Source organism: Variovorax sp. PAMC26660 (genome assembly GCF_014302995.1).
Classification (GTDB): Bacteria; Pseudomonadota; Gammaproteobacteria; order Burkholderiales; family Burkholderiaceae_C; genus Variovorax.
On record NZ_CP060295.1, the window covers coordinates 6,162,208 to 6,183,086 of the forward strand.

Annotated in this window: 20 protein-coding genes; 16 read left to right on the forward strand and 4 right to left on the reverse strand. The window is 65.5% G+C overall.

Features of this window, described 5'->3' with window-relative positions; translation table 11 throughout:
• The first annotated feature begins 6 nt into the window (after positions 1-6).
• The 3 genes from H7F35_RS28930 (at position 7) to H7F35_RS28940 (ending at position 2,990) form a co-directional block, all read left to right on the forward strand.
• Positions 7-981, forward strand: a complete 975-nt coding sequence (locus H7F35_RS28930; RefSeq protein ID WP_187109944.1) for a PoNe immunity protein domain-containing protein — start codon at positions 7-9, stop codon at positions 979-981.
• Positions 982-1,348: 367 nt separating this feature from the next.
• Positions 1,349-2,158, forward strand: coding sequence for a PoNi-like cognate immunity protein (locus H7F35_RS28935; RefSeq protein WP_261803401.1), 810 nt, complete (start codon positions 1,349-1,351; stop codon positions 2,156-2,158).
• Positions 2,159-2,528: 370 nt separating this feature from the next.
• Positions 2,529-2,990: an ester cyclase gene (locus H7F35_RS28940; RefSeq protein ID WP_187109945.1), complete on the forward strand. Its 462-nt coding sequence runs from the start codon at positions 2,529-2,531 to the stop codon at positions 2,988-2,990.
• Here the strand turns inward: H7F35_RS28940 and H7F35_RS28945 are convergent.
• Together H7F35_RS28945 and H7F35_RS28950 are read right to left on the reverse strand one after the other, a co-directional pair.
• The gene (locus H7F35_RS28945) at positions 2,972-3,496 is read right to left on the reverse strand and encodes a DUF2867 domain-containing protein (protein ID WP_187109946.1); all 525 of its coding nucleotides are present in this window, start codon (positions 3,494-3,496) and stop codon (positions 2,972-2,974) included. The two genes, H7F35_RS28940 and H7F35_RS28945, sit on opposite strands and share 19 nt — an antisense overlap.
• A gap of 135 nt (positions 3,497-3,631) precedes the next feature.
• Positions 3,632-4,153, reverse strand: coding sequence for an Lrp/AsnC family transcriptional regulator (locus H7F35_RS28950; RefSeq protein ID WP_187109947.1), 522 nt, complete (start codon positions 4,151-4,153; stop codon positions 3,632-3,634).
• Between the two features lie 92 nt (positions 4,154-4,245).
• On the opposite strand from H7F35_RS28950, the gene H7F35_RS28955 reads away from it, so the two are divergent.
• From H7F35_RS28955 to H7F35_RS28965, 3 genes are all read left to right on the forward strand, one after another.
• Positions 4,246-7,854, forward strand: coding sequence for an indolepyruvate ferredoxin oxidoreductase family protein (locus H7F35_RS28955; RefSeq protein WP_187109948.1), 3,609 nt, complete (start codon positions 4,246-4,248; stop codon positions 7,852-7,854).
• Positions 7,855-7,978: 124 nt separating this feature from the next.
• Positions 7,979-8,416 carry a DoxX family protein gene (locus H7F35_RS28960; protein ID WP_187109949.1) on the forward strand — a complete coding sequence of 146 codons (438 nt, stop codon included), beginning with the start codon at positions 7,979-7,981 and terminating at the stop codon, positions 8,414-8,416.
• A gap of 191 nt (positions 8,417-8,607) precedes the next feature.
• Positions 8,608-9,204: a phosphatase PAP2 family protein gene (locus tag H7F35_RS28965; RefSeq protein WP_187109950.1), complete on the forward strand. Its 597-nt coding sequence runs from the start codon at positions 8,608-8,610 to the stop codon at positions 9,202-9,204.
• 69 nt (positions 9,205-9,273) lie between these two features.
• Here the strand turns inward: H7F35_RS28965 and H7F35_RS28970 are convergent, their stop codons facing one another.
• The gene (locus H7F35_RS28970) at positions 9,274-11,058 is read right to left on the reverse strand and encodes a tannase/feruloyl esterase family alpha/beta hydrolase (RefSeq protein ID WP_187109951.1); all 1,785 of its coding nucleotides are present in this window, start codon (positions 11,056-11,058) and stop codon (positions 9,274-9,276) included.
• Between the two features lie 239 nt (positions 11,059-11,297).
• On the opposite strand from H7F35_RS28970, the gene H7F35_RS28975 reads away from it, so the two are divergent.
• The 4 genes from H7F35_RS28975 to H7F35_RS28990 are packed head-to-tail and all read left to right on the forward strand — an operon-like array spanning position 11,298 to position 15,043.
• Positions 11,298-12,473: an alpha/beta hydrolase family protein gene (locus tag H7F35_RS28975; protein ID WP_187109952.1), complete on the forward strand. Its 1,176-nt coding sequence runs from the start codon at positions 11,298-11,300 to the stop codon at positions 12,471-12,473.
• Positions 12,470-13,198: an enoyl-CoA hydratase/isomerase family protein gene (locus tag H7F35_RS28980; protein ID WP_187109953.1), complete on the forward strand. Its 729-nt coding sequence runs from the start codon at positions 12,470-12,472 to the stop codon at positions 13,196-13,198. The genes H7F35_RS28975 and H7F35_RS28980 overlap by 4 nt, the downstream gene beginning before the upstream one ends.
• A gap of 51 nt (positions 13,199-13,249) precedes the next feature.
• Positions 13,250-14,233, forward strand: a complete 984-nt coding sequence (locus tag H7F35_RS28985; protein ID WP_187109954.1) for a Bug family tripartite tricarboxylate transporter substrate binding protein — start codon at positions 13,250-13,252, stop codon at positions 14,231-14,233.
• Positions 14,234-14,275: 42 nt separating this feature from the next.
• Positions 14,276-15,043 carry an alpha/beta fold hydrolase gene (locus tag H7F35_RS28990; protein WP_187109955.1) on the forward strand — a complete coding sequence of 256 codons (768 nt, stop codon included), beginning with the start codon at positions 14,276-14,278 and terminating at the stop codon, positions 15,041-15,043.
• A 22-nt stretch (positions 15,044-15,065) separates the two neighbouring features.
• Here H7F35_RS28990 and H7F35_RS28995 read toward each other — a convergent pair whose 3' ends face one another.
• Positions 15,066-15,839, reverse strand: coding sequence for an IclR family transcriptional regulator (locus H7F35_RS28995; RefSeq protein WP_187109956.1), 774 nt, complete (start codon positions 15,837-15,839; stop codon positions 15,066-15,068).
• A 180-nt stretch (positions 15,840-16,019) separates the two neighbouring features.
• On the opposite strand from H7F35_RS28995, the gene H7F35_RS29000 reads away from it, so the two are divergent.
• From H7F35_RS29000 to H7F35_RS29025, 6 genes are read left to right on the forward strand one after another with little or no spacing between them, the layout of a single operon-like run.
• A complete protein-coding gene (locus H7F35_RS29000) occupies positions 16,020-16,781 on the forward strand; it encodes an SDR family NAD(P)-dependent oxidoreductase (protein ID WP_187109957.1) in 762 nt (253 codons plus the stop codon).
• Positions 16,782-16,799: 18 nt separating this feature from the next.
• Positions 16,800-17,123 carry an NIPSNAP family protein gene (locus tag H7F35_RS29005; protein ID WP_187109958.1) on the forward strand — a complete coding sequence of 108 codons (324 nt, stop codon included), beginning with the start codon at positions 16,800-16,802 and terminating at the stop codon, positions 17,121-17,123.
• 22 nt (positions 17,124-17,145) lie between these two features.
• Complete coding sequence (hmgA, locus tag H7F35_RS29010; protein WP_187109959.1) at positions 17,146-18,456, forward strand: homogentisate 1,2-dioxygenase; 1,311 nt, start codon at positions 17,146-17,148, stop codon at positions 18,454-18,456.
• A gap of 23 nt (positions 18,457-18,479) precedes the next feature.
• Positions 18,480-19,451, forward strand: coding sequence for a tripartite tricarboxylate transporter substrate binding protein (locus H7F35_RS29015; protein ID WP_187109960.1), 972 nt, complete (start codon positions 18,480-18,482; stop codon positions 19,449-19,451).
• On the forward strand, positions 19,448-20,047 hold the full coding sequence (locus H7F35_RS29020; protein WP_261803402.1) for an NADPH-dependent FMN reductase: 600 nt from the start codon (positions 19,448-19,450) through the stop codon (positions 20,045-20,047). The genes H7F35_RS29015 and H7F35_RS29020 overlap by 4 nt, the downstream gene beginning before the upstream one ends.
• A 49-nt stretch (positions 20,048-20,096) precedes the next feature.
• Complete coding sequence (locus H7F35_RS29025; protein WP_187109961.1) at positions 20,097-20,843, forward strand: Kelch repeat-containing protein; 747 nt, start codon at positions 20,097-20,099, stop codon at positions 20,841-20,843.
• Positions 20,844-20,879: the final 36 nt, after the last annotated feature.

The window sequence follows — 20,879 nt, forward strand, 5'->3', positions numbered from 1 at the left end:
GCATACATGAAATTCAGCGACATTCGCAGGCAGCGATTCTTGGCCGAGGATCGGGCTGTCGAACGCGAGGAAGATTTAAAGGATCGAATCGAAGATTTTGGAAAGGAGATTCACAACGTGGCGCTGCGAGAAGGCGCCCGTCGCAGCTATGCATGGAAGGTGGCGACCGAATCGCTCGAACTGCTGATCCTCCGCTATACAGCAGGGCATTCCATTTTGGAGCTGTCGCGCGAACTACCTTCTGTCATTGCTGCGTTCGGTGTGTATGTCCCTCTGAACAATCCACCGCCCCAAGAGGCGCATACGCTCACCATCACCCAACTCGAAGCCTACGTCTACGTGATGTGGCTGCTGGCTTTATGCCGTCTGCTCGATCATTCCGAATTGATTCCAACGGTCATGAGTTGGATCGACAGGAACGCCGAGTTCAACCGGGGTCGTGACGGCCTGTTCGAGGCTGTGGTGGAGAAATTGACGGGCGAAAAAGAGCCCGTGGAGCGCGTGCTGCTGCATCCTGCTGCCTACCGTCCGCTCGCCAAAGCCACCGCTCCCGATGCGCAGGACCGGCCTGCGCTGATCAAGGAGTTCCTGGATGGTTGGTACAAGAACATGAAGGACTGCTATTGGCACGGTACGCACACCGACAAGGAAGGTTCGTCGTATTTTGGGTATTGGGCTTTTGAGGCCGCATTGGTCACAGTGCTCTGGGACATCGACGACAGCAGCTATCGAGACCACTTGGTCTACCCAAAGGACCTCGCGGATTGGACGCACGAGCACCGAGCAGAGGTGCCGCCGTCCGGCCCGGATCGCACACCGGGTGGCGAGTTGTGCTTGCGAGCAGGATGGTGGTTCACGCCTGCACTGAAGGGAAGTCGGCGCTACTTCAAGCACGGCGAGATGATGCCCGTCATCGAGGGCAGTGACTATGGTTCGACGTTCTGGCAATGGGACGTTGATCAATCTGCACCGAAGCTCTGAGATACAAGGTTCGAGGAGGCGTATTCAACGGCGTCGACGCCCAGGAGCGCGCGGCAGACAGTGTGCGCGACACCGGGAGCACATGGCCTACTATCGCTACATGACCGGGGCATGGCCGCCGCCGTGCAGGGCCATCATCCCAATGCACGGTGGACGGTGGACGGTGGACGGTGGACGGGCGAGATGTTCGGGCAGCGGCTACAACCAGTGGACTACGCCGTGGTGCAGGTGGCCGCAACTGCCTAGACGTCCGGCCTTGGGCGCGGTGGCGCCGCACAGGCAAATCCCGGAAGCCCGAACCCAGCGCAGGCGATGAGACTCTCTAGGAGAAATCGTGGCATTCAAAGGCATACACAGGCAGCGATGTATGGATGAAGCGCGCGCATTGGAGCGCGACGATGATCTGACATACCGAATCGGAAGGTATACGCCGGAGATAGACAACTCGGAAATAGTGGTGGCTGCCCGCAGTTCATTTGCCTGGAGTGTGGCGACGAGTTCACTGGAATTGTTGATCCTCCGCTACACAGCCGGTCACCCAGTCGACGAACTGGTAGCGGAGTTACCCGCGGTCATTGCTGCCTTTGACCGTTACATTCCACTGGATAACCCGCCCCCGCACGAAGCCCACACACTAACCATCACCCAGCATGAGGCCTACGTCTATGTGCTGTGGTTGCTGTCCCTGTGTCGCCTGCTGGGCCACGACAAGCTGGTACCCATCATCATCGGCTGGCTGGATCAGCAGGCCGAATTCAACCGAGGCCGCGATGGCTTGTTCGAATCCATCGTCGAGAAACTGACGAGAGTCAACGTGCCCGCAGAGCGCGTGCTGCTGCACCCAGCGGCGTACAAGCCCTTGGCCAAGGTGACCGTTGCATCAGAGGAAGACCGCCCGGCGCGCATGCAGGAGTTCTTGGATGGCTGGTACAAAAACATGAAAGAGTGCTATTGGCACGACACACACAAAGACGGTGAGGGCTCGTCCTACTTCGGTTATTGGGCCTTTGAAGCAGCACTCGTTACCGTGCTCTGGGACATGGATGACAGCAGCTACCGAGACCACTTGGTCTACCCGAAGGACCTCGCGGACTGGGCACGCGAGCACCGAACGGAGGCTTCGCCGTCTGGCCCCGGCCGTACGTCTGGTGGTGCGCCGTGTGCTCAAGCAGAATAGTGATTCACGCCTGCACTGAAGGGTAGTCGCTGCCAATTGAAGCACAGCGAGGTAATGCCGGTCACCGAGGGCAGTGACTACGGCTCGACGCTCTGACAATGGCACATTGATCAATCTGTTCCGACGCTGTGAGACTTTTCTTCGAGGCGACGTAAAGAGAGAGGACGGACCTTGGATTGCGACGCAAGTCGGGGGTACAGCAGTTGGGCGTTGGGGAGCTCGAAAAGGGCAGCTACCGCAACAGCTTCGAGGCGCAGCCGGTCGGAGCACCGGTGGTGCCCCGCTGGCGCCTAACCCCACGGCGCCTGAGGCGATGGTCGCGCTCGTGGCCACCTTATAGTCCCCGCTATCGAAAGCAAGGAGCGCAATGATGAGCCGATTCGAAGAGATGTTGGACAAGGCGCATGCCAACGCAGCCGTGGTCATGAAGCTCTATGAAGAGTGCCTGAACCAGAAGAACTATTCGATGGCCGAGGCTCTCATCGCCCCTTCGCTTGAAACTCCCGGCGGACAGGGAGTGGAAGGGTTCCTGGAAATCATTCGCCCGCTCCACGCGGCATTTGATCCCCTGGCCTTCAAGATCGAAGACATCATCGCGCAAGGCGATCGAGTGGTCGTCCGCTGGACGATGCGTGGCACGCACTCTGGGGTCTGGGCTGGAGCGGCCCCGACCCACAAGCCTGTTCAGCAGACCGCCATCGTGATCTACCAAGTGCAGGATGGAAAGATTGCCGCCTATTGGCCGATGGTGGATCGCCTGGGCCTCGCCATGCAGCTGGGCTTGGTGGTGGCTGGGAATGGCCAGGCTTCGCCTCACGCCACATCTACTTGAATCTTCATTGTTCTCACCGCCCGTTCCAGACTCGCCCGCATGATCACGCGATGAAACGGTGCAATCGTCGCAAGATAGGTGCGCCCCAGTCGGTTGTGGCAATGCACCACCGTCCCCGCGACCAGCTCGCGCCCATGGGCTGCATCGGTATGAAGTTGGAGGCTGACGCGGAAGTCGAGATGCCGATCATCCTCGCCCAGCACCAATTCCGTCGCGCTCTTTGACAGCACCGGAAAGAAGCCGATCACCGGTCCACGCGCCGCGGCGGCAAGACCGACGGCGCGCGACGACTTGACGCCGACGGTCGCCATCACCACGTCGCGGGCCCCTGTGAGCGCACGAATCCACCAGGCCTGTTTCTCCAACGCGGCGCGTGCAAGCACCTCCAGGTCATTGCTGGCCCCCGCCGGCAGTTGAATTGCATAGGCGTCCAAAAGGTCTGCGCCCGCGTAGAGCGGCGCAAGCACGCTGTTGCTGGGGATGGGCACGGCGCGCGCTTTGGTCATGTGTTCAGGTACCGGATGCTGGGGAGGGGCGTAGCCATGGTGCGGGCACGGTAGATCGAGATGTCCCCCCTTGATAAAGCATGCAGGGGCGCTGCATCTTATCCGTCGCGGCCTCCGCGCGTGCTGCCGATGCGTTCAGCGCCGTCGTGGCCCCACCGCGCGAGGCTTGTCGGGCAGCAGATGGTCGAGCGGCAAGGCCGTTTCCGACTTGATCTCGCGCAGCACGATGCTCGAACGCACGTGCGTGACGCCGGGCAGGCTGAACAGCACTTCGTGCAAAAAGCGCTCGTAGTGCTTCATGTCCGGCACTGTCACGTTCAGGATGTAATCCGCCGGGCCGGTGGCCGACACGCAGCGGATGATCTGCGGGCTCGCGGCCACGGCTTCCTCGAAGCGCTGCACCATCGCTTCGCTGTGCCGGTCGAGGTTCACCTCGGCCACGGCCGACACATGCAGGCCGACCTGTTCGGGGTCGACCAGTGCGGTGTAGCCGCGAATGACGCCGGCGGCTTCCATGTCCTTGATGCGCTTCCAGCAGGGCGTGGGCGACAGCCCCACGGCCTCGGAAATCTGTTGCACCGTCTGCCGGCCGTCATGCTGCAGCGCAGAAAGAATCTTGAGGCAATGCTCGTCAAGAGAAACCGAATCGACGTTCATGGCGGGTTTCGAGAAGATTGTTCTTAAAACAAGGGTCTGCGCTAGTGTATTGAAGAAGCACTTCCGCAGGGCATCGCAGAACAATTCTGCGCATGAACGCCCCACATGACACAGCCGCACTCAGACGGCCCGGCTACCAGCTTTCCGACAACCTCTGGGCCCCCTCGGGCTCGGTCTTCATCACCGGCACGCAGGCGCTGATCCGCGTGCTGGTGATGCAGGGCCGGCGCGATGCAGCGCGAGGCCTGCACACGCAGGGCTTCGTCAGCGGCTACCGCGGCTCGCCGCTGGGCATGGTCGACCAGGCGATCTGGAAGGCGGGTGAACGCTTCAAGGAAACAGGCATCCGCTTCGTGCCGGCCGTCAACGAAGAGCTGGCGGCCACGCAGGTGCTGGGCACGCAGCGCGTCGAGTCGGACCCGGAGCGCACCGTCGAGGGCGTGTTTGCCATGTGGTACGGCAAGGGCCCCGGCGTGGACCGCGCAGGCGATGCGCTCAAGCACGGCAACGCCTATGGCTCGTCACCGCACGGCGGCGTGCTGGTGGTGGCCGGCGATGACCACGGTTGCGTGTCGTCGTCGATGCCGCACCAGAGCGACCATGCCTTCATGGCCTGGCGCATGCCGGTCATGCAGCCCTCGTGCGTGGCCGAGTACCTGGAGTTCGGCTTGTACGGCTACGAGCTGTCGCGTTACTCGGGCGCCTGGGTCGGCATGGCGGCGCTGTCCGAGATCGTGGAGAGCGCGGGCACGGTGGACCTCGACGCGGTCAACGCGCGCGTCATGGCCTGGGAAGACGCGGACACCGTGAGCACCGCCACCGGCCACCGCGCACCGCCGGACGGCCTGCATTACCGCTGGCCCGACCTGCCGTCGCTGCGCATCGAATCGCGGCTCGAAGACAAGCTCGCGGCCGTGGCCGCCTTCACCAGCCGCAACAGCATCGACCGCCATGTGATCGTGAGCGAGCACGCAAAGGTGGGCATCGTCACCTGCGGCAAGGCGCACCACGACCTGATGGAGGTGCTGCGCCGGCTCGAACTCTCGCCGGAGCAATTGGCCCGCGCCGGTGTGCGGCTGTACAAGATCGGCTTGAGCTTTCCACTCGAGCAGACGCGCATCAAGGCCTTCGCGCAGGGACTCGAAGAAATCCTCATCGTCGAAGAGAAGGGCGCGGTCGTCGAGACGCAACTGCGCGACATCTTCTACAACGCGCCGGCGCACGAGCGGCCCGTGCTCGTCGGCAAGCACGACCGCGACGGCCGGCCGCTGGTGTCGGCGCTCGGCGAACTGCGCCCCTCGCGGCTGATCGAGCTGGTCGCGCACTGGCTGGCCGCGCATTTTCCCGACAACCACGACCTGGGCGACCACCTGCAGCATGTGCGCGACTTCACGCCGCCCGAGCTGCTCGGCAACGCGAGCGATTCGGTCAAGCGCCTGCCGTATTTCTGCGCCGGCTGTCCGCACAACACCAGCACCAAGGTGCCCGAAGGCTCGACCGCGCGCGCCGGCATCGGCTGCCACTTCATGGCCAACTGGATGGACCGCAGCACGGCCGGGCTGATACAGATGGGCGGGGAGGGCGTCGACTGGATCTCGCACGCGATGTTCACGAAGACACCGCATGTGTTCCAGAACCTGGGCGACGGCACCTACTACCACTCGGGCTACCTCGCGATCCGGCAGGCGGTGGCGGCCAAGACGACGCTCACCTACAAGATCTTGTTCAACGACGCGGTCGCGATGACTGGCGGCCAGCCCATCGACGGCGTGATCAGCGTGGACGCGATCGCGCGGCAGGTTGAATCCGAGGGCGTGCGCAAGGTGGTCGTCGTCAGCGATGCCATCGACAAGTACGACGCCATCAAGAATCGTTTTCCGCAAGGCACCGAGTTCCACGACCGCGCAGCGCTCGACGATGTGCAGCGCCGCCTGCGCGAGATGGCGGGCGTCACGGTGCTCATCTACGAACAGACCTGCGCCGCAGAAAAGCGTCGCCGCCGCAAGAAGGGCGAGCTGGTCGATCCGCCCAAGCGCCTGTTCATCAACGAGGCCGTGTGCGAAGGATGCGGCGACTGCACCGTGCAAAGCAACTGCGTGGCCGTGCTGCCGCAGGAAACGTCGATGGGGCGCAAGCGCAAGATCGACCAGACCAGTTGCAACAAGGACTATTCCTGCGCCAAGGGCTTCTGCCCCAGCTTCGTGGGCGTGACCGGCGGCAAGCTGCGCCGCAAGAGCGGTGCGCTGGCTGCGGGGCGCGACGCGTTCCTGCATCGCGTGGCCGCATTGCCGTACCCCACCGCGCATGTGTGGACCGCGCCCTACGACCTGCTCGTGACCGGCGTGGGCGGCACCGGCGTGGTGACGGTCGGTGCCGTCATCGCCATGGCCGCGCACCTGGAAGGCAAGGCCGCCAGCGTGCTCGACTTCATGGGCTTTGCGCAGAAGGGCGGCTCGGTGCTGAGCTTCGTGCGCCTGGCCGATTCGCGCGACCGGCTGCACCAGGTGCGCATCGACACGCAGCAGGCCGACGCAATCCTGGCCTGCGACGTGGTGGTCGGCGCATCGGCCGATGCGTTGCAAACCGTACGGCATGGCCGCACGCGCATCCTGGCGAACATCCACGAGATTCCGGTGGCCGAATCGCTGCGCAATCCGGATGCCGATCTGCACGTGGACCTGCTGCTGGAGAAGATGCGCTTCGTCGCCGGCGAAGAGCAGGTCGAGACCTTCGACGCGCAGAGCCTCGCTGAAGAATTCCTGGGCGACACGCTGGCGGCGAACATCGTCGCGGCTGGTTATGCATGGCAGCGCGGGCTGGTGCCGCTCAGCCTCGAAGCGCTGATGCATGCGATCGAACTCAACGGTGTGGCGGTGGCCGCAAACCAGTCGGCGTTCTCGCTCGGGCGGCTTGCGGCGGGCGATTCCACGGCGCTCGATCAGTTGCGCGCAGTGCCCATGGACACGCAGGCACAACAGGCGGACGAACGCCCGCTGGAAGCCCTGTTGGCGGACGCGCGCCGGCATCTCACCGGCTATCAGAACGCCGCCTGGGCCGACCGCTACGAGGCCCGCATCCGCGCCCTGCAGACGCGCGAAGCGGCCCTGGCCGGTGGCGACGCTGCGTTGCCCTTCACGCGCAACGCAGCGCGCAGCCTGCTGAGGCTCATGAGCTACAAGGACGAATACGAAGTGGCGCGGCTCTACACCGACGGCGCGTTCCTGCAGAAGCTGCACGACCAGTTCGAAGGCGAGCTGAAGCTCGAATTCCACATGGCGCCGCCGCTGCTCGCGCGCGGCACGAACGGACAGCCACCCGCCAAGATCCGGCTCGGGGCATGGATGCTTCCGGCCATGAAGTGGCTGGCGCTGGGCAAGCACCTGCGCGGCACCGCGCTGGATGTCTTCGGCTATACACAGGAGCGCCGGCTGGAGCGCTCGCTCATCGACCAGTTCGATGCACGCCTCGACGAACTGGTGGCCGAGCTTTCACCAGGCAACCAGAAGCTCGCGGCGCACATCGCCGCAGTGCCACTCGCGATCCGCGGCTACGGCCATGTGAAGCACGCCAACTTCGAACTGGCGGCGGTTCGGGAGGCCGAACTGATGCACCGCTTTTCGCCGGAGCGCTATCCAAGGCCCGCGGCGCCGGCGAAGCCGGGACAGTTCAGGGGGATCGCGGTCGTCGCATCCGGCGGATGAAGCGGGCATGTCTGAAGAAAACGAGGGTCGAAGCACGAATTTCGAACTTTGAATGCGCGGGGCGCCACCACAGAATTTCAAAGCCTTTTCTTCTTTCATTCAACCTTCCAAAGCTCTCATCGCCATGACCATTCCCAACACAGACCGCCTGGTTCCGCCCGCTCTCTCGGTGCTGCGCATTGTCTCGGCCTACCTGCTGATCCAGCACGGCTCGGCCAAACTCTTCGGCTTTCCGCACGTGGCGTTCTTCGACAACCTCCAACTCGTCTCGCTGCTGGGCGCGGCGGGCGTGCTGGAGTTCTTCGGCGGCATCCTGCTGCTGATCGGCCTGTTCACGCGGCCGGTCGCGTTTGTGCTCTCGGGCCAGCTGGCCTTCGCGTACTTCATCGGCCATGCGTCCAAGGGCTTCGTGCTGACGCCTTCGCTCAACCAGGGAGAGGCGGCAGTGCTGTTCTCGTTCGTCTTCCTGTTCATCGCCGCCGCCGGTGCAGGCCCCTGGAGCATCGATGCCTGGCGTCGGCGACCGGTGCATGCACCAACGCCCGCCGACGCAGCCGCATAAGCCTGCGATCAGGCACCGTCGTGCGCGCCGCCTGCATATCGACCCACGCTTTCCTTCCTTGTCCGCAGCTTTACGCTGCATTCACAAAATTCCCGGCTTCCTGAGCCGCAGGTCAGGTGCCCTGCAGGTGCGAGACATAGACTTTTTTCGAGGGAGTCTTCGTCGCGACATCTTCATTGCGGACCGGACCCATGAATGAAATCAACCTTCAACTCTTTCATTGGATAGTGGCAGGTGAGGACCCGGGCTCGTGGGCACTCCTCACGGGTTGCGTGGTTGCCGTGTGGGGCGGCCCTTTGTGCGCCGCAGTGCTTTGCTGGGCCGCATTCGCGAAGCCTTCGGATCGGGCCTACATATTGACGGTGGCCATGGCTGCGATCGGGGTCTCGGTCATCTCGCACTTCATTGCGGCCGGCATCGGCTTCCAGCGTCCCTTCGCACAAGGCCTCGTGCCTGGGTACATCTTGCACACTGCCGATGGCTCGATGCCTTCCACACATGCCAGCGTGATGTTCTTCATCACGTTCGCCTTCATGGCGCGGGCCTCGCTTCGCCGGACGGCCTGGGTGTTCGGCTTGCTAGCCGTTGCCACGGGCTGGGCGCGCATCTACGTCGGCGTGCACTTCCCGGCGGATATTGCGTTCGGCATTGCGCTCGGCGCATTTCTATCGTGTCCGTTCGTCATCACCCAAAGGGCACGCCTTCGACACGTGCAGGTTCGCGGGACTGCCCGGCACCTCGTGAGGGAAGGGCGTGTGTCGAATCCCTTGGGGCGCAGCGCTGAGTAGACCCGGCTCGCGACGATGCAAGCGAGGAGCGAGTCCCCCGCCTGCTTTGCGTGCTTTGTCTTCCGGCCGTCACGGTGTGCAGGTGAAGCTGGCCGCAGCGTTGACGTCCCCCGTGCCGTTGTAGCGCGGATACTTCGGCGCCTCGCAGACCGGCATCGTCCGGGCCGTGGCGCCGGCCATGAACTTGTAGGTCAACTGATCCGGTGCCTTGCCGCTCTCCACCCAGTCGATGATGGCGCCGAGCCAGTCGACCTCCGCGAGATTGGCTCCCGCCCCGTGGGTCGACGCGGGAACGATGAACATGCGCGCGTTGCTGCGAGGGTCGGCCAGCCCCATCCCCTTGGCGGAATGGGTCATGGTGGCGAAGTTGCGGGCGTGATCGTTGACCGACAGCAACGGGTCCCCGGCGTCGTGCCATGAAAGCAGCTTGTGGCCCGACGCCACGTAGGCCGCGATGGCGTTCTTGTCGTGGTCGGCGCCCAGGCGCAGAAGGCCACTGCTGAAGAGGTAGTAGTCGCGGTTGATGTCGAAGCTCGCCAGGTTGGGAGCCAGCGCCGTGCCCGGTGGCGGGGCACCGAACCACAGGGGATCGTTCGTTGCCAGGAACGCAAAGCCGCCGCCCAGGCCGCCATAGCTGGTCACGCCCAGCGCCGGCACGCTGGGAATGGTGGACGCAGGCGCGAAGTTGGTCCAGCTGTAGCTGCTGTAGGCGGTAGCGCCGGTGCTCAGCGTCAGGTTGCCGAGCAGGCCCGCAAGCGTGGGAACCTGCGCAGCCGACAGGCACAGCGTGGGGTCGGCATTCGCACCGGGTTGGCCGCATTGCAGCGACGCGGCTGGCAAGGTGCACGCGCCAGGGTTCGCAAGGTAGCCATCGGTTGCGCCGTCGCTTGCGTCGCAGGCCGCCACGGCCGCCGTGTAGGCGGCGGCGTACTGGGCCGGGCCGATCTCTGCCGGCGTGGCCGCCTTGGCGGCCGTGTTCATCAGGCCGGTGACGGCCCCGCCCATGTCCATGGTTTCACAGCCGGCGACGATGCCGTCGAATTCATCGGGCCAGCGCTGTGCGGCGATGTAGGCGTTGCGGCCACCGTTGGAACAACCGTTGAAATAGCTGCGGCTCGGTGCCTTGCCGAAGAAGGCCTTGGCGACGGCCTTGCCGAAGCGCAGCGTGGTGCCGCCGGCGGCGTAGGCATAGTCGATGGCCGACTGCTGGCCTTCGGGTGTGCCGCTCACCCACACGCCCGGTGCGGCCTGCGCAGGGACGCTGGCCCGGTTGCCACCGTTGGAGGCCGCATACACCGCGCCTTTGAGTGCGAGCGTGGCATCGACTGCCATCACGGCGCCGCCCGTGTCCATCGTCACCGCCGAGGGGATGCGTCCGTCGAAACCGCCACCGCCTTGCTGCCAGTAGCGACCGGTCCAGTTGTCCGGCACGTCGATCTCGATGTCGAGGAACGGTGCGCGCGTGCCGAGCAGCTGGCAGAAGCCCGATGCGTAGAGCGGCGCCTTGGCCTCGAAGCGGGTGGTCTTCGTGATCGACACACCCTCGATGACCTGCCCGTTGAGCGTGTTGCATGTGCTCTTGAGCTGCTCGGCCGTGGGTCCCGCAGTTGGTGGTGCCGGGGGGGCCGGCGCAGGGGCGGGCGCGGGCGGCAGGATCGGAAGGAAGCCGCCGCCACCGTTGCCACCACCTCCGCAGGCTGCGAGCACGGCGCACAGCCCGCTCGCTGCCACCCAAGCGCTTGCGCGCAAGACGGCCCTGGTGGTGAACACGGGAAGGACGCTGGGCGTGCGTGCCATGCGGATGCCGAAGCCCATCGATGCAGGGTGCTCCTGCAGCTTGTCTCTGCTTGTCATGCGGGCATCGTAGGCAAGGCTTTTTATATTCGGAAATACCTTTTTCAGCTGGTTTTTCATACGCTGCAGATATCGATGCGCTTCGCCATCCCCGCTGGTTCGTCGCGGTTTTCCGAGGAGATCGCCTCCACGCGCACCCGTTGGCGATTCTCATGTTCATCTATCGGACAAACCCATGGCCTCGAAAGAGAGGTGCGCGAACAATCTGCCCGACAGACGCCACCCAAGCTCGAAAGACCATGTTCTTCTACTTCCCCGAAAACTACCGCTGGTCTCTTGCCGTGCTCCGCGCCATCGCCGCAGGCGGACTGTTCGGAGAGATCGACTGGGCATGTTCCCGTCTGCGGGAGGCTGCGCGCGTGCAGCCCTCCGGCGATGTCGAGGCCTGGCATCGCACATGGGGAGAGCTGGGGCGCCAGTTGGAGCAATCTGCGGCCGACGCGCTTGCCCGTGGCCACCGCGTGAGTGCCAGCGACTTCTCCTTGCGCGCCTCGGTCTATCACCAGTGGGCCGAAGGGCTGCTGGACCCGGACGACCCTCGCGCCGAGCAGGCCTATGCCAGGCACCTGTCCTGCTTCGCGACCTTCGCGCAGCATCGCGATCCCGCCATCGAGTTGGTCGACATTCCCTTCGAAGGCAGCGTGATCCCGGCCTACCTCGTACCCGCCGTGGGCCGTCGCGGCCCGGGACCGGTGGCGCTTCTGTCGGATGGCCTGGACGCGAACAAGGAAGAGATGTTCTACGTGGCGTTGAATCTCGCGCGCCGCGGCATCACCACGCTCGCCTTCGACGGTCCGGGCCAGGGTTCGGCCTTGCGCGTGCACGGACTCACCGCACGCCACGATTTCGAGAAACCGGTGACGGCCTGCGTCGATTGGCTGCTGCAGCGCCCGGAAGTGGACGCTGCACGCATCGGACTGGTGGCGGCCAGTTGGGGTGGCTACTACGCACCGCGCGCCGTCGCATTCGAGAAACGGATCAAGGCCTGCGCGGTGATGGGCGCGGTCTTCGACACCCATGCGTGCATGGTGCGGCGTGTCGGCTACGTGCCGGGGCAGGGCGCCACCCAGTTGGGCAACAACGCGCCGCTGGGTACCACCGGCAAGCAGATTCTGCGAATACTCGGCGTGCCGGACTGGGAAAGCGCATTCCGCAAGCTGGAGAGTTTCCGCCTGGAAGGCGTGGCCGACCGCATCGAGTGCGATCTGTTCATCGTGCACGGCGCCAACGACCGGCACGCACCGCCTTCGGAAGCGCAGCGACTGCTGGAGGCGGTGAGTTCGCGCCACAAGCAACTGCGCGTGTTCACCGAGGAGGAGGGCGGTGCAGCCCATGTGAACCTCGACCGGCCGGAGCCGGCACTGAGCCTCGTTTGCGACTGGATGGCCGAGCGCCTGCAGGAGAAAAAGCCATGAGCACTTCCGAATCTTCCTGGATCGGCCGCGAGGTGCAAGGCGATGTGGCCACCATCCGGCTGCGGCGCCCAGAGGCCGGCAACCGATTGACCAACACCATGGCACTGGCATTGGCCGAAGCGCTGGATGCCGTGCGCGAGAGCCGCGTGATCGTGCTGGGCGCGGAAGGTGCGGACTTCTGCCTCGGCCGAGACATGGCGCCCCCGCCGCCCGGTGCCGGGGTCAATGCAGCGGACGTGCTGCGCGATGACGCGGGGCCGATTCAGGCGCTGTACGAAGCGTTCGGCCGCTGCCGCGCACCCGTGCTCGGTCTGGTGGCCGGACGCGCCTGGGGCATCGGCCTGGTGCTGGCCGCCCGGTGCGACCTCACGCTGTGCGAGGAAGGCAGCAGCTTCGCGTTGCGCGAACTCGAACGCGGCATTCCGCCATGCATCGCCATGGCCCCGCTGCTGGACCGGATGCCGGCCAAGGCGCTGGCGCATCTGGTCTTCGGCGCGGAGCCCATCGGCGCTCGCGAGGCGTTGGCCGCGGGGATCGTGGGTCGGATCGTCGAGAGCGGGCGCCTGCAGGCGGAAGGCGATGCGCTGGTGCAGCGCCTGCTGTCCTTCCCCGCGCCAGCCGTGCAGGCGGTCAAGCAGTTCCTGGCGACCGCACCGCGTCACTATGAATCCAATGCGGTGCTTTACGGGGCGGGCCTGCTGGCCAACGTGCTGGGCTCGTGCTGAACGGCGGCGCCGAAGCGGCGCGCCCGGGGAACATAACAAGGAGACATCGCCATGCGCCTCTCATTTCTTGCGCCTCTTCTCGCGCCTCTGGCCGCAGCCTTCGCACTCGCGAGCGCATGCACCACCGCCGTGTCCGCCACCTTCCCGGAAAAGCCGATCCGCATCATCGTCGGGTTCCCGGCCGGAAGCACCGGCGACCTGATCGCACGCGTTCTCGGTCCGCGCATGACACAAGGCCTCGGGCAACCCGTGATTGTCGAGAACCGGCCAGGCGCGGGCAGCAGCATCGCCGCCGAAGCCGTGGCCCATGCCGCGCCGGACGGCTACACGCTGCTGCTGAGCACCACCGCGAATGTCATCAACACCAGCCTGTACCCGAATCTCCGGTTCAGCTTCACGAAAGACCTGACGCCGGTCACGCTGCTCGCCGAGGCGCCTGCGTTGCTGATCGCCCGCGCCGACCTGCCCAGCCGCACCGTCAAGGAGTTGGTCGCTGCGGCAGCGGATGCACCCGGCAAGTTCAGCTACGGCTCGTCGGGCAACGGCACCTTCACCCATCTGTATGGCGAGCTGTTCAACCAGGTGGCCCAGGTGCGCCTGACCCACGTGCCCTACAAGGGCGGTGCGCAGGCACTCACCGATGTCATGGCCGGCCGGGTGGACCTGGCCTTCACGCCGGCGGCGCCGGTGCTGGCGCAGGTCAACGCCGGACGGGTCAAGGCGCTGGCGGTCATCGGCCGGCAGCGCATCGCAACGCTGCCGCAGGTGCCGACCTTTGCGCAATCGGGCATCGCCGATTTCGACTCGGCGCTCTGGTTCGGCCTGCATGCGCCTGCGGGCACGCCGGGCGTCGTGGTCGAGCGACTGTCTTCCGAATTGCAGAAGGTGCTGGCCGACCCTGAAGTCCGCCGGCAGTTGAACGACCAGACCGTCGAGGCCATCGGCGGCACGCCGTCCCAGTTCGCGGGCATCATCGCGAACGAGTCGGCGAAATGGGGCAGGGTCATCGGTACCGCAGGCATCAAGATCGACTGAAGCAGCACGCGCGCACACGCACACAGGCAAAGGAGAACGCACATGAGTCTGGGCCACGAGATCCGGGGCAGCGGCCCCCAGCGGGTGATGGTCGCGCATGGCTGGTTCGGCGACCATGGCATATGGGCGCCGATCTATCCGCTGCTGGACGAGGAGAGGTTCACATATGTCTTCCCCGACTACCGCGGCTACGGTGCCTCCCGCACCATCCAGGGCGAGCACACCATCGCGGAGATTGCCGCCGACATGCTCGGGCTGGCCGACCGGTTGGGGTGGGAGCGCTTTGCCTTGCTCGGCCACTCCATGGGGGGCATGGTGGTGCAGCGCATTGCAATCGATGCACCCGACCGCATTCAGGCGGCGGTGTGCGTGACACCGGTGCCGGCCTCCGGCGTGCCGCTGCCTGAAGAAGTCGCGGCGGTGTTTGCGTCCGCAGGCCAGAGCGATCAGGCGGCGCTGGGCGTGATCGAGACTTCGCTGGGCTCGCGCCTGACGCCTGCCCTGGCCCGGTCGATCCTGGCCCACCAACGCAGCACGGCCGACACGGTGGCCTTCGAGAACTACTTTCACGCCTTCTCGAAAACCGATTTCTCCGACAAGGCCGCAGCACTGCGTGCGCCGCTGCTGGTGCTGGTGGGGGAGCACGACGCGGGCGTGTCGTCGGACTTTGTGCAAGCCACCTTTCCCCGCATGTACCCGCATGCACAGATCGAGCTGCTGCCGAACAGCGGCCACTACCCGATGCTCGAAACGCCGGCCTACCTCGTGACGCGAATCGAAGCGTTCCTGCGGCAGCACGGCGGCGGCTGAAGAGGCGGCTGCTGTCGCTGTCTCAGGCCTTCCGCTTGCGCAGCAGGATCTCGACCGACTGCGTGGCACTGCGCAGCATGTCGGCCACCTGGGCAATGCGTCGCTGGCTCAGGCGCTGCGACAGGGCCGCGACGCTCAGTGCGCCCACGGCTTGCCCCATCGAATCCCTGAAGGGCACGCCGACCGCCTTGACGCCCAGGCTCACGCGGTTCTGGATCACCGCGGCACCCAGCGCGCGTGCCTGCACACAGGCTTCCGCCAGATCCTGCGTCGACAATTTCCCGAAGGCAGAGAGGCTCGGGCCGACCCGCTCGATGATGTCCGCGCGCTCTTCGTCGTCGATGGCCGAAAGGATCGCCAGTCCTCCCGCGCCCACGCCCAGCGGCCTTCGGCTGCCGACCTCCAGCACCAGCGCGCGGATGGGAAACGCGCCCTCGCGGCGATGCATGCAGACCGCATCGAAACTGCTGCGCACGACAAGGTAGACGGTATCGCCCGTCTCTCGCGCCAGCGTGTCCATCGCGGGCTCGCACAGGTCGCGGATGTCGTGCATGGTCGAGCTGGCCACGCCCAGCTCGAACGCCAGCGGGCCGAGCTTGTAGCGCCGCAGCTCGTCGTTGAAGACTGCCAGCCGCTCCGCTGCCAACTGGCCCAGGATGCGGTGTACCGAGGGATGCGGGATCTTCGATTTCTCGGACAACTCGGTCAGCGCCAGTCCGCGCGGGCCTGCAGTGGCCAGCAATTTGAGAATTACCACGCCTCGTTTCAGCGAGCCTGCATCGGAGGGCGTTTTCATGTTCGATTGATGGACAAACGACTGGTTTGAAGCGACTCATTAGAAAACAATTCCCGCTGGAGCCATAGCGATGCCCCGTCTATCGGACAGCACTCGTTCAAAGCAGAAGGGCTCGCACGTGGAACGCAACGACCAAGGGCATTCATTCATGAAGAAACGAGCGCATCGCGGGAGATTTCAATGAGCACGGCACAGGACGGCGCTTGCGCGCTGCAAGGCAAGGTCGCCATCGTCACCGGGGGAAGCAGCGGCATCGGCGCGGCCTGCGTGCGCGCATTTGCGCACGCAGGGGCCACGGTCGTCATCGGCTACAACGAAGGCGCGGCGCGTGCGCAGGCGCTGTGCGAAGAACTGCCGGGCGTCGGCCACGGCACATTGCAGATTCCGCTGACCGATGGTGCGGCGCACGCCGTAATGGCGGACATCCTGCATCGCGACTTCGGCCGCATCGACGTGCTCGTGAACTCGGCCGGCTTCACGCGGCGCATCATGCACAGTGACCTGGACGCGCTGGCGCCGGCGCTGTTCGACGACATACTCGCCGCCAACGTGGGCGGCCCCTACGCCATCACGCGTGCGCTCATGCCGCTGCTGAAAGCGTCCACCGACGCGGTCGTGGTCAACGTGTCGTCCGTGTCCGCATTCACCGGGCTGGGCAGCAACATCGCCTACTGCGCAGCCAAGGCCGCACTCGACACGATGACCGTGTCGATGGCCAGGGCCTTCGGGCCGGTGCGCTTCGTCAGCGTGTCGCCCGCAGCGGTCGACACCGATTTCGTGCAGGGCCGCAACCGCGACGAACTGCTGAAGAAGGCCGCCGCCACACCGCTCGGGCGCATCGTCACGCCGCAAGACGTGGCGCTTGCGGTGCTGGCCTGCGTGACGCATCTGCGCACGGCCACGGGCACGCGGATCGTCATCGACGGAGGGCACAGCCTGTAAAGGGCGGCTCGATACACCATGCTCGTGGAACAACGCACCTACACCACCCATCCCGGCCAGTGGCGGGCCTACCTGTCGTTGTACGAAGCCAAGGGCCTGGCCATACAGCGCCGCATCCTCGGCCGGATGGTCGGCTACTACCGCACCGAAACCGGCGCGCTCAACCAGGTGATCCACATGTGGGCCTACCTCGACATGAACGAACGCGCTGAGCGACGGGAGCTTCTGATGGCCGATGCCGGATGGAAAGCCTACGTGACGGAAATGCTCCCGCTGCTGCAGAGCCAGGAATCGAAGATCCTGATTCCGACGACCTTCTTCACACCGCAGTGGCAGGACTGACGACAAGAAAGACGGAGACCGCATGGCAGCACACATCGCGCAGGACGACACAACGCTCGGCTACCAAAGCGGGTTCGGCAACCAGTTCGCCAGCGAAGCAATCCCCGGGGCCCTGCCGGTGGGCCGCAACTCGCCGCAGCAGGCGCCGCTGGGGCTGTATGCAGAGCTGCTGTCCGGCACGGCCTTCACGGCACCGCGCAACCACAACCTGCGCACCTGGATGTACAGAAGGCGCCCCAGCGCCATGCATGAAGCCTTCGCCCGCATCGACGACGGCGGCTGGCGCAGCGGTCCGTTCACCGAAGCGGAGACACCGGCCAACCGGCTGCGCTGGAACCCCTGGCCGATGCCGGACCGAGGCGCGGATTTCATCGACGGGATGCTGACCATCGCCGGCAACGGCGATCCGCACGCGCAGGTCGGCTCGGCGGTGCACATCTATCGTTCGAACCGCTCGATGGACCGGCGTTACCTCGTGAATTCGGACGGCGAGCTGCTGATCGTGCCGCAGTCCGGCGCGTTGCTGCTCCACACGGAACTGGGGCGTCTGCACGTCGCCCCCGGCGAGATCGCGCTGGTGCCGCGCGGCATGCGGTGGCGCGTCGCGCTGCCGCAGGGCGAGGCCCGGGGCTACGTTTGCGAGAACTACGGCGCGCCTTTTCGCTTGCCCGAACTCGGGCCGATCGGATCGAACGGGCTGGCCAATGCACGCGACTTCCTCGCGCCCGTCGCGGCCTTCGAGGAAGACGCTGGCCCCGTGCGCATCGTCAACAAGTTCATGGGCCATCTCTGGGAAGGCGGGCAGGCCCACACACCGCTGGACGTGGTCGCGTGGCACGGCAACCTGACGCCCTGCAAATACGACCTGGCGCACTTCATGGCCCTCGGCACCATCAGCTTCGACCATCCCGATCCGTCGATCTACACCGTGCTGACTTCCGGCAGCGACACGCCCGGCGTCGCCAACTGCGATTTCGTGATCTTCCCGCCGCGCTGGCTCGTGGCCGAAGACACCTTTCGTCCGCCGTGGTTTCACCGCAACGTGATGAGCGAACTGATGGGGCTGGTGCGCGGCGTCTACGACGCGAAGGCCGAAGGCTTCGTGCCTGGCGGCGTGAGCCTGCACAACTGCATGCTGCCGCACGGCCCCGACGCCGCCACCTTCGAGCGTGCCAGCACCGCCGAACTCAAGCCGCATCGCCTGGACGACACCCTGGCCTTCATGTTCGAGAGCCGCCATGTGTTTCGCCCCACGGTGCAGGCGCTTTCTGCCGCCAACCTCCAGCCGGACTACGACACGGCCTGGAAGGGGTTCAAGGCCGGCAACACATAACAACGACAGGAGACAAGACAACCATGAAGACCCCGACCCGGCGCAGCTTCGTCGCCACCGCTGCTGCGCTCGCGCTGCTGCCTTCGGCGCGCGCACAGGACGGCTACCCCAGCCGCCCGATCCAGTTGAACCACGGCTTCGGCGCGGGCGGCAATGCAGACGTCGTTTCACGCCTGCTCGCCCAGAAGATGCAGGAGAAGTTGAAGCAGCCCGTGGTTGTCGAAATCAAAAGCGGGGCGGGCGGCCTGATCGCCACCGACTTCGTGGCCAAGGCCCGGCCCGACGGCTACAACATCGTCATGCTCACCGGTGCGCACACGGTGTCGGCCGTGCTGCGCAAGACGCTGCCCTACGACCCGGTGAAGGACTTCGCATTCATCTCGACCGTGACGAGCTTTCCCTTCGTCGTCGCCGTGCGTGCAGACCACCCGGCCCGCAATCTCGCCGAACTCCTCGCCACTGCGAAGCAAACGCCGGACCGGGTCACCTTCACGTCGGTCGGTGTGGGCTCGACGCAGCACATGGTCGGCGAACTGCTGGGCGTCAGCGCGGGCGTCAAGCTGCTGCACGTGCCTTATCGCGGCGGCGGCGCACCCGTGCAGGCGGTGATTGCCGGCGACGTCGATATCCTTGCGGACACCCTGACCGTTGCGACACCGCACATCCAGTCGGGCCGGCTGCGCGCACTGGCGGTCACCAGCGCGCAGCCCTGGCCGTCGATGCCGCAGGTGCCTGCCGTCGCGAGCGTGCTGAAGGGCTTCGAGATCCGGTCCTGGCTGGGACTCGCTGCGCCCCACGGTACGCCGCCGCAGGTGGTCGAACTGCTCGATCGCAGCGTGCGCCTGGTGCTTGACGATCCCGGCGTCAAGGCGATGCTGGCATCCTTGGGCAGCGAGGCCGCCCCGTCCTCTGCGGCCCAGATGAAATCGATGGTCGAGCGCGAAATCAAACGCTGGAGCGAAGTCGTCGCCCAAGCCGGGATTCCCCGGCAATGAGCGCCGATGCCAAGGCCGTGGCGCCCCTGCGCCCCATCGATGTCGTCGGGCTTTGCGGCAGCCTGCGCAGCGCATCGCTCAATGGCATGGCACTGCGCCTGGCCGGCCAGAGCATGCCGGCAGCCATGACGCTGGACGTGGTCGACTGGCGCGACATTCCGCCGTTCAACGCCGACGTGCTCGCTCATGCAATCCCCGCGCCGGTCGAGGCACTGCGCGATCGCATCCGGCGCGCGGACGCGATCCTCATTGCAACGCCGGAATACAACTTCTCGATTCCCGGCATGCTGAAGAACATGCTCGACTGGGTATCGCGCGGCACCGACCAGCCACTGCGCCACAAGCCGGTTGCGATCCTGAGCGCAGCGCCAGGCCCGGTCGGCGGGGCCCGCGTGCAGTACGAGCTGCGCAAGGTGCTGCTTTTCATGGACGCCATGGTCCTGTCGAAGCCCGAAGTCTTCATCGCCCACGCAGCGAGCAAGTTCGGGCCGGACGGAGCTTGCATCGACGAGACGACGCGCCGCTTCGTCACCGATCAGATGGCGGCATTCCGGCATTGGATCGATCAGGTCGACTTGATGTTGCAGCCGCGATAGAGGAAGGTGTCGACCTGGAACGGGGCAGTGGATCAAACAGGAAACGCCTATGCAGATGCTCGGATTTCTCGTCACACGCACCATGGCCATCGTGCTTGGCGTTGTCGCCTTGGCCGGACATTGCCAGGCGGACCCGGCCGTGGGCACCTGGGTCCGGAAGGCGCCGATGATCACGTCCCGCGCCGAGCTTTCGCTGGCGGAGGTCGGCGGCAAGCTCTACGCCCTCGGAGGGATGATCGATGGCACCTCTGTGGCTCTCAATGAGGCCTACGACATCGCCACCGACACCTGGCGCGTGCGCCACCCCATGCCGCGCGCGCTCGACCATCTGGGTGTCGCGGTGGTGAACGGAAAGATCGTCACCGTCGGTGGCTTTGTCGGCGCGGTGCACAAGGACGGGCAGGCAACGGTCCTCGAATATGACCCGAGCGCAGACGCATGGCGAACGCTCGCGCCGATGAGCGCCGGTCGCGGCTCCGTGGGCGTGGCGGTGCTCGACGGCAAGGTGTATGCGATCGGCGGGCGCAACCCCGCCAACGCCACGGTCCCGACCAACGAGGTCTACGACCCGGCCACGAACACGTGGACGGCCTTGGCACCGTTGCCGAAGGCGCGGGATCACGCGGCAGTGATTGCTGCCGGGGGCAAGATTCACGTCATCGGTGGCCGGTTCACCGGGCCGGGCGATCGAACCGATCTCCACGATATCTATGACCCGGCGAGCAACACCTGGACTTCAGGGCCGCCGCTGCCCACTGCACGCAGCGGCCTGGCCTATGCGCTCTACAGGGGGTAATCGTGCTTTCCGTGCAGATTGACACGGTTCGCCATC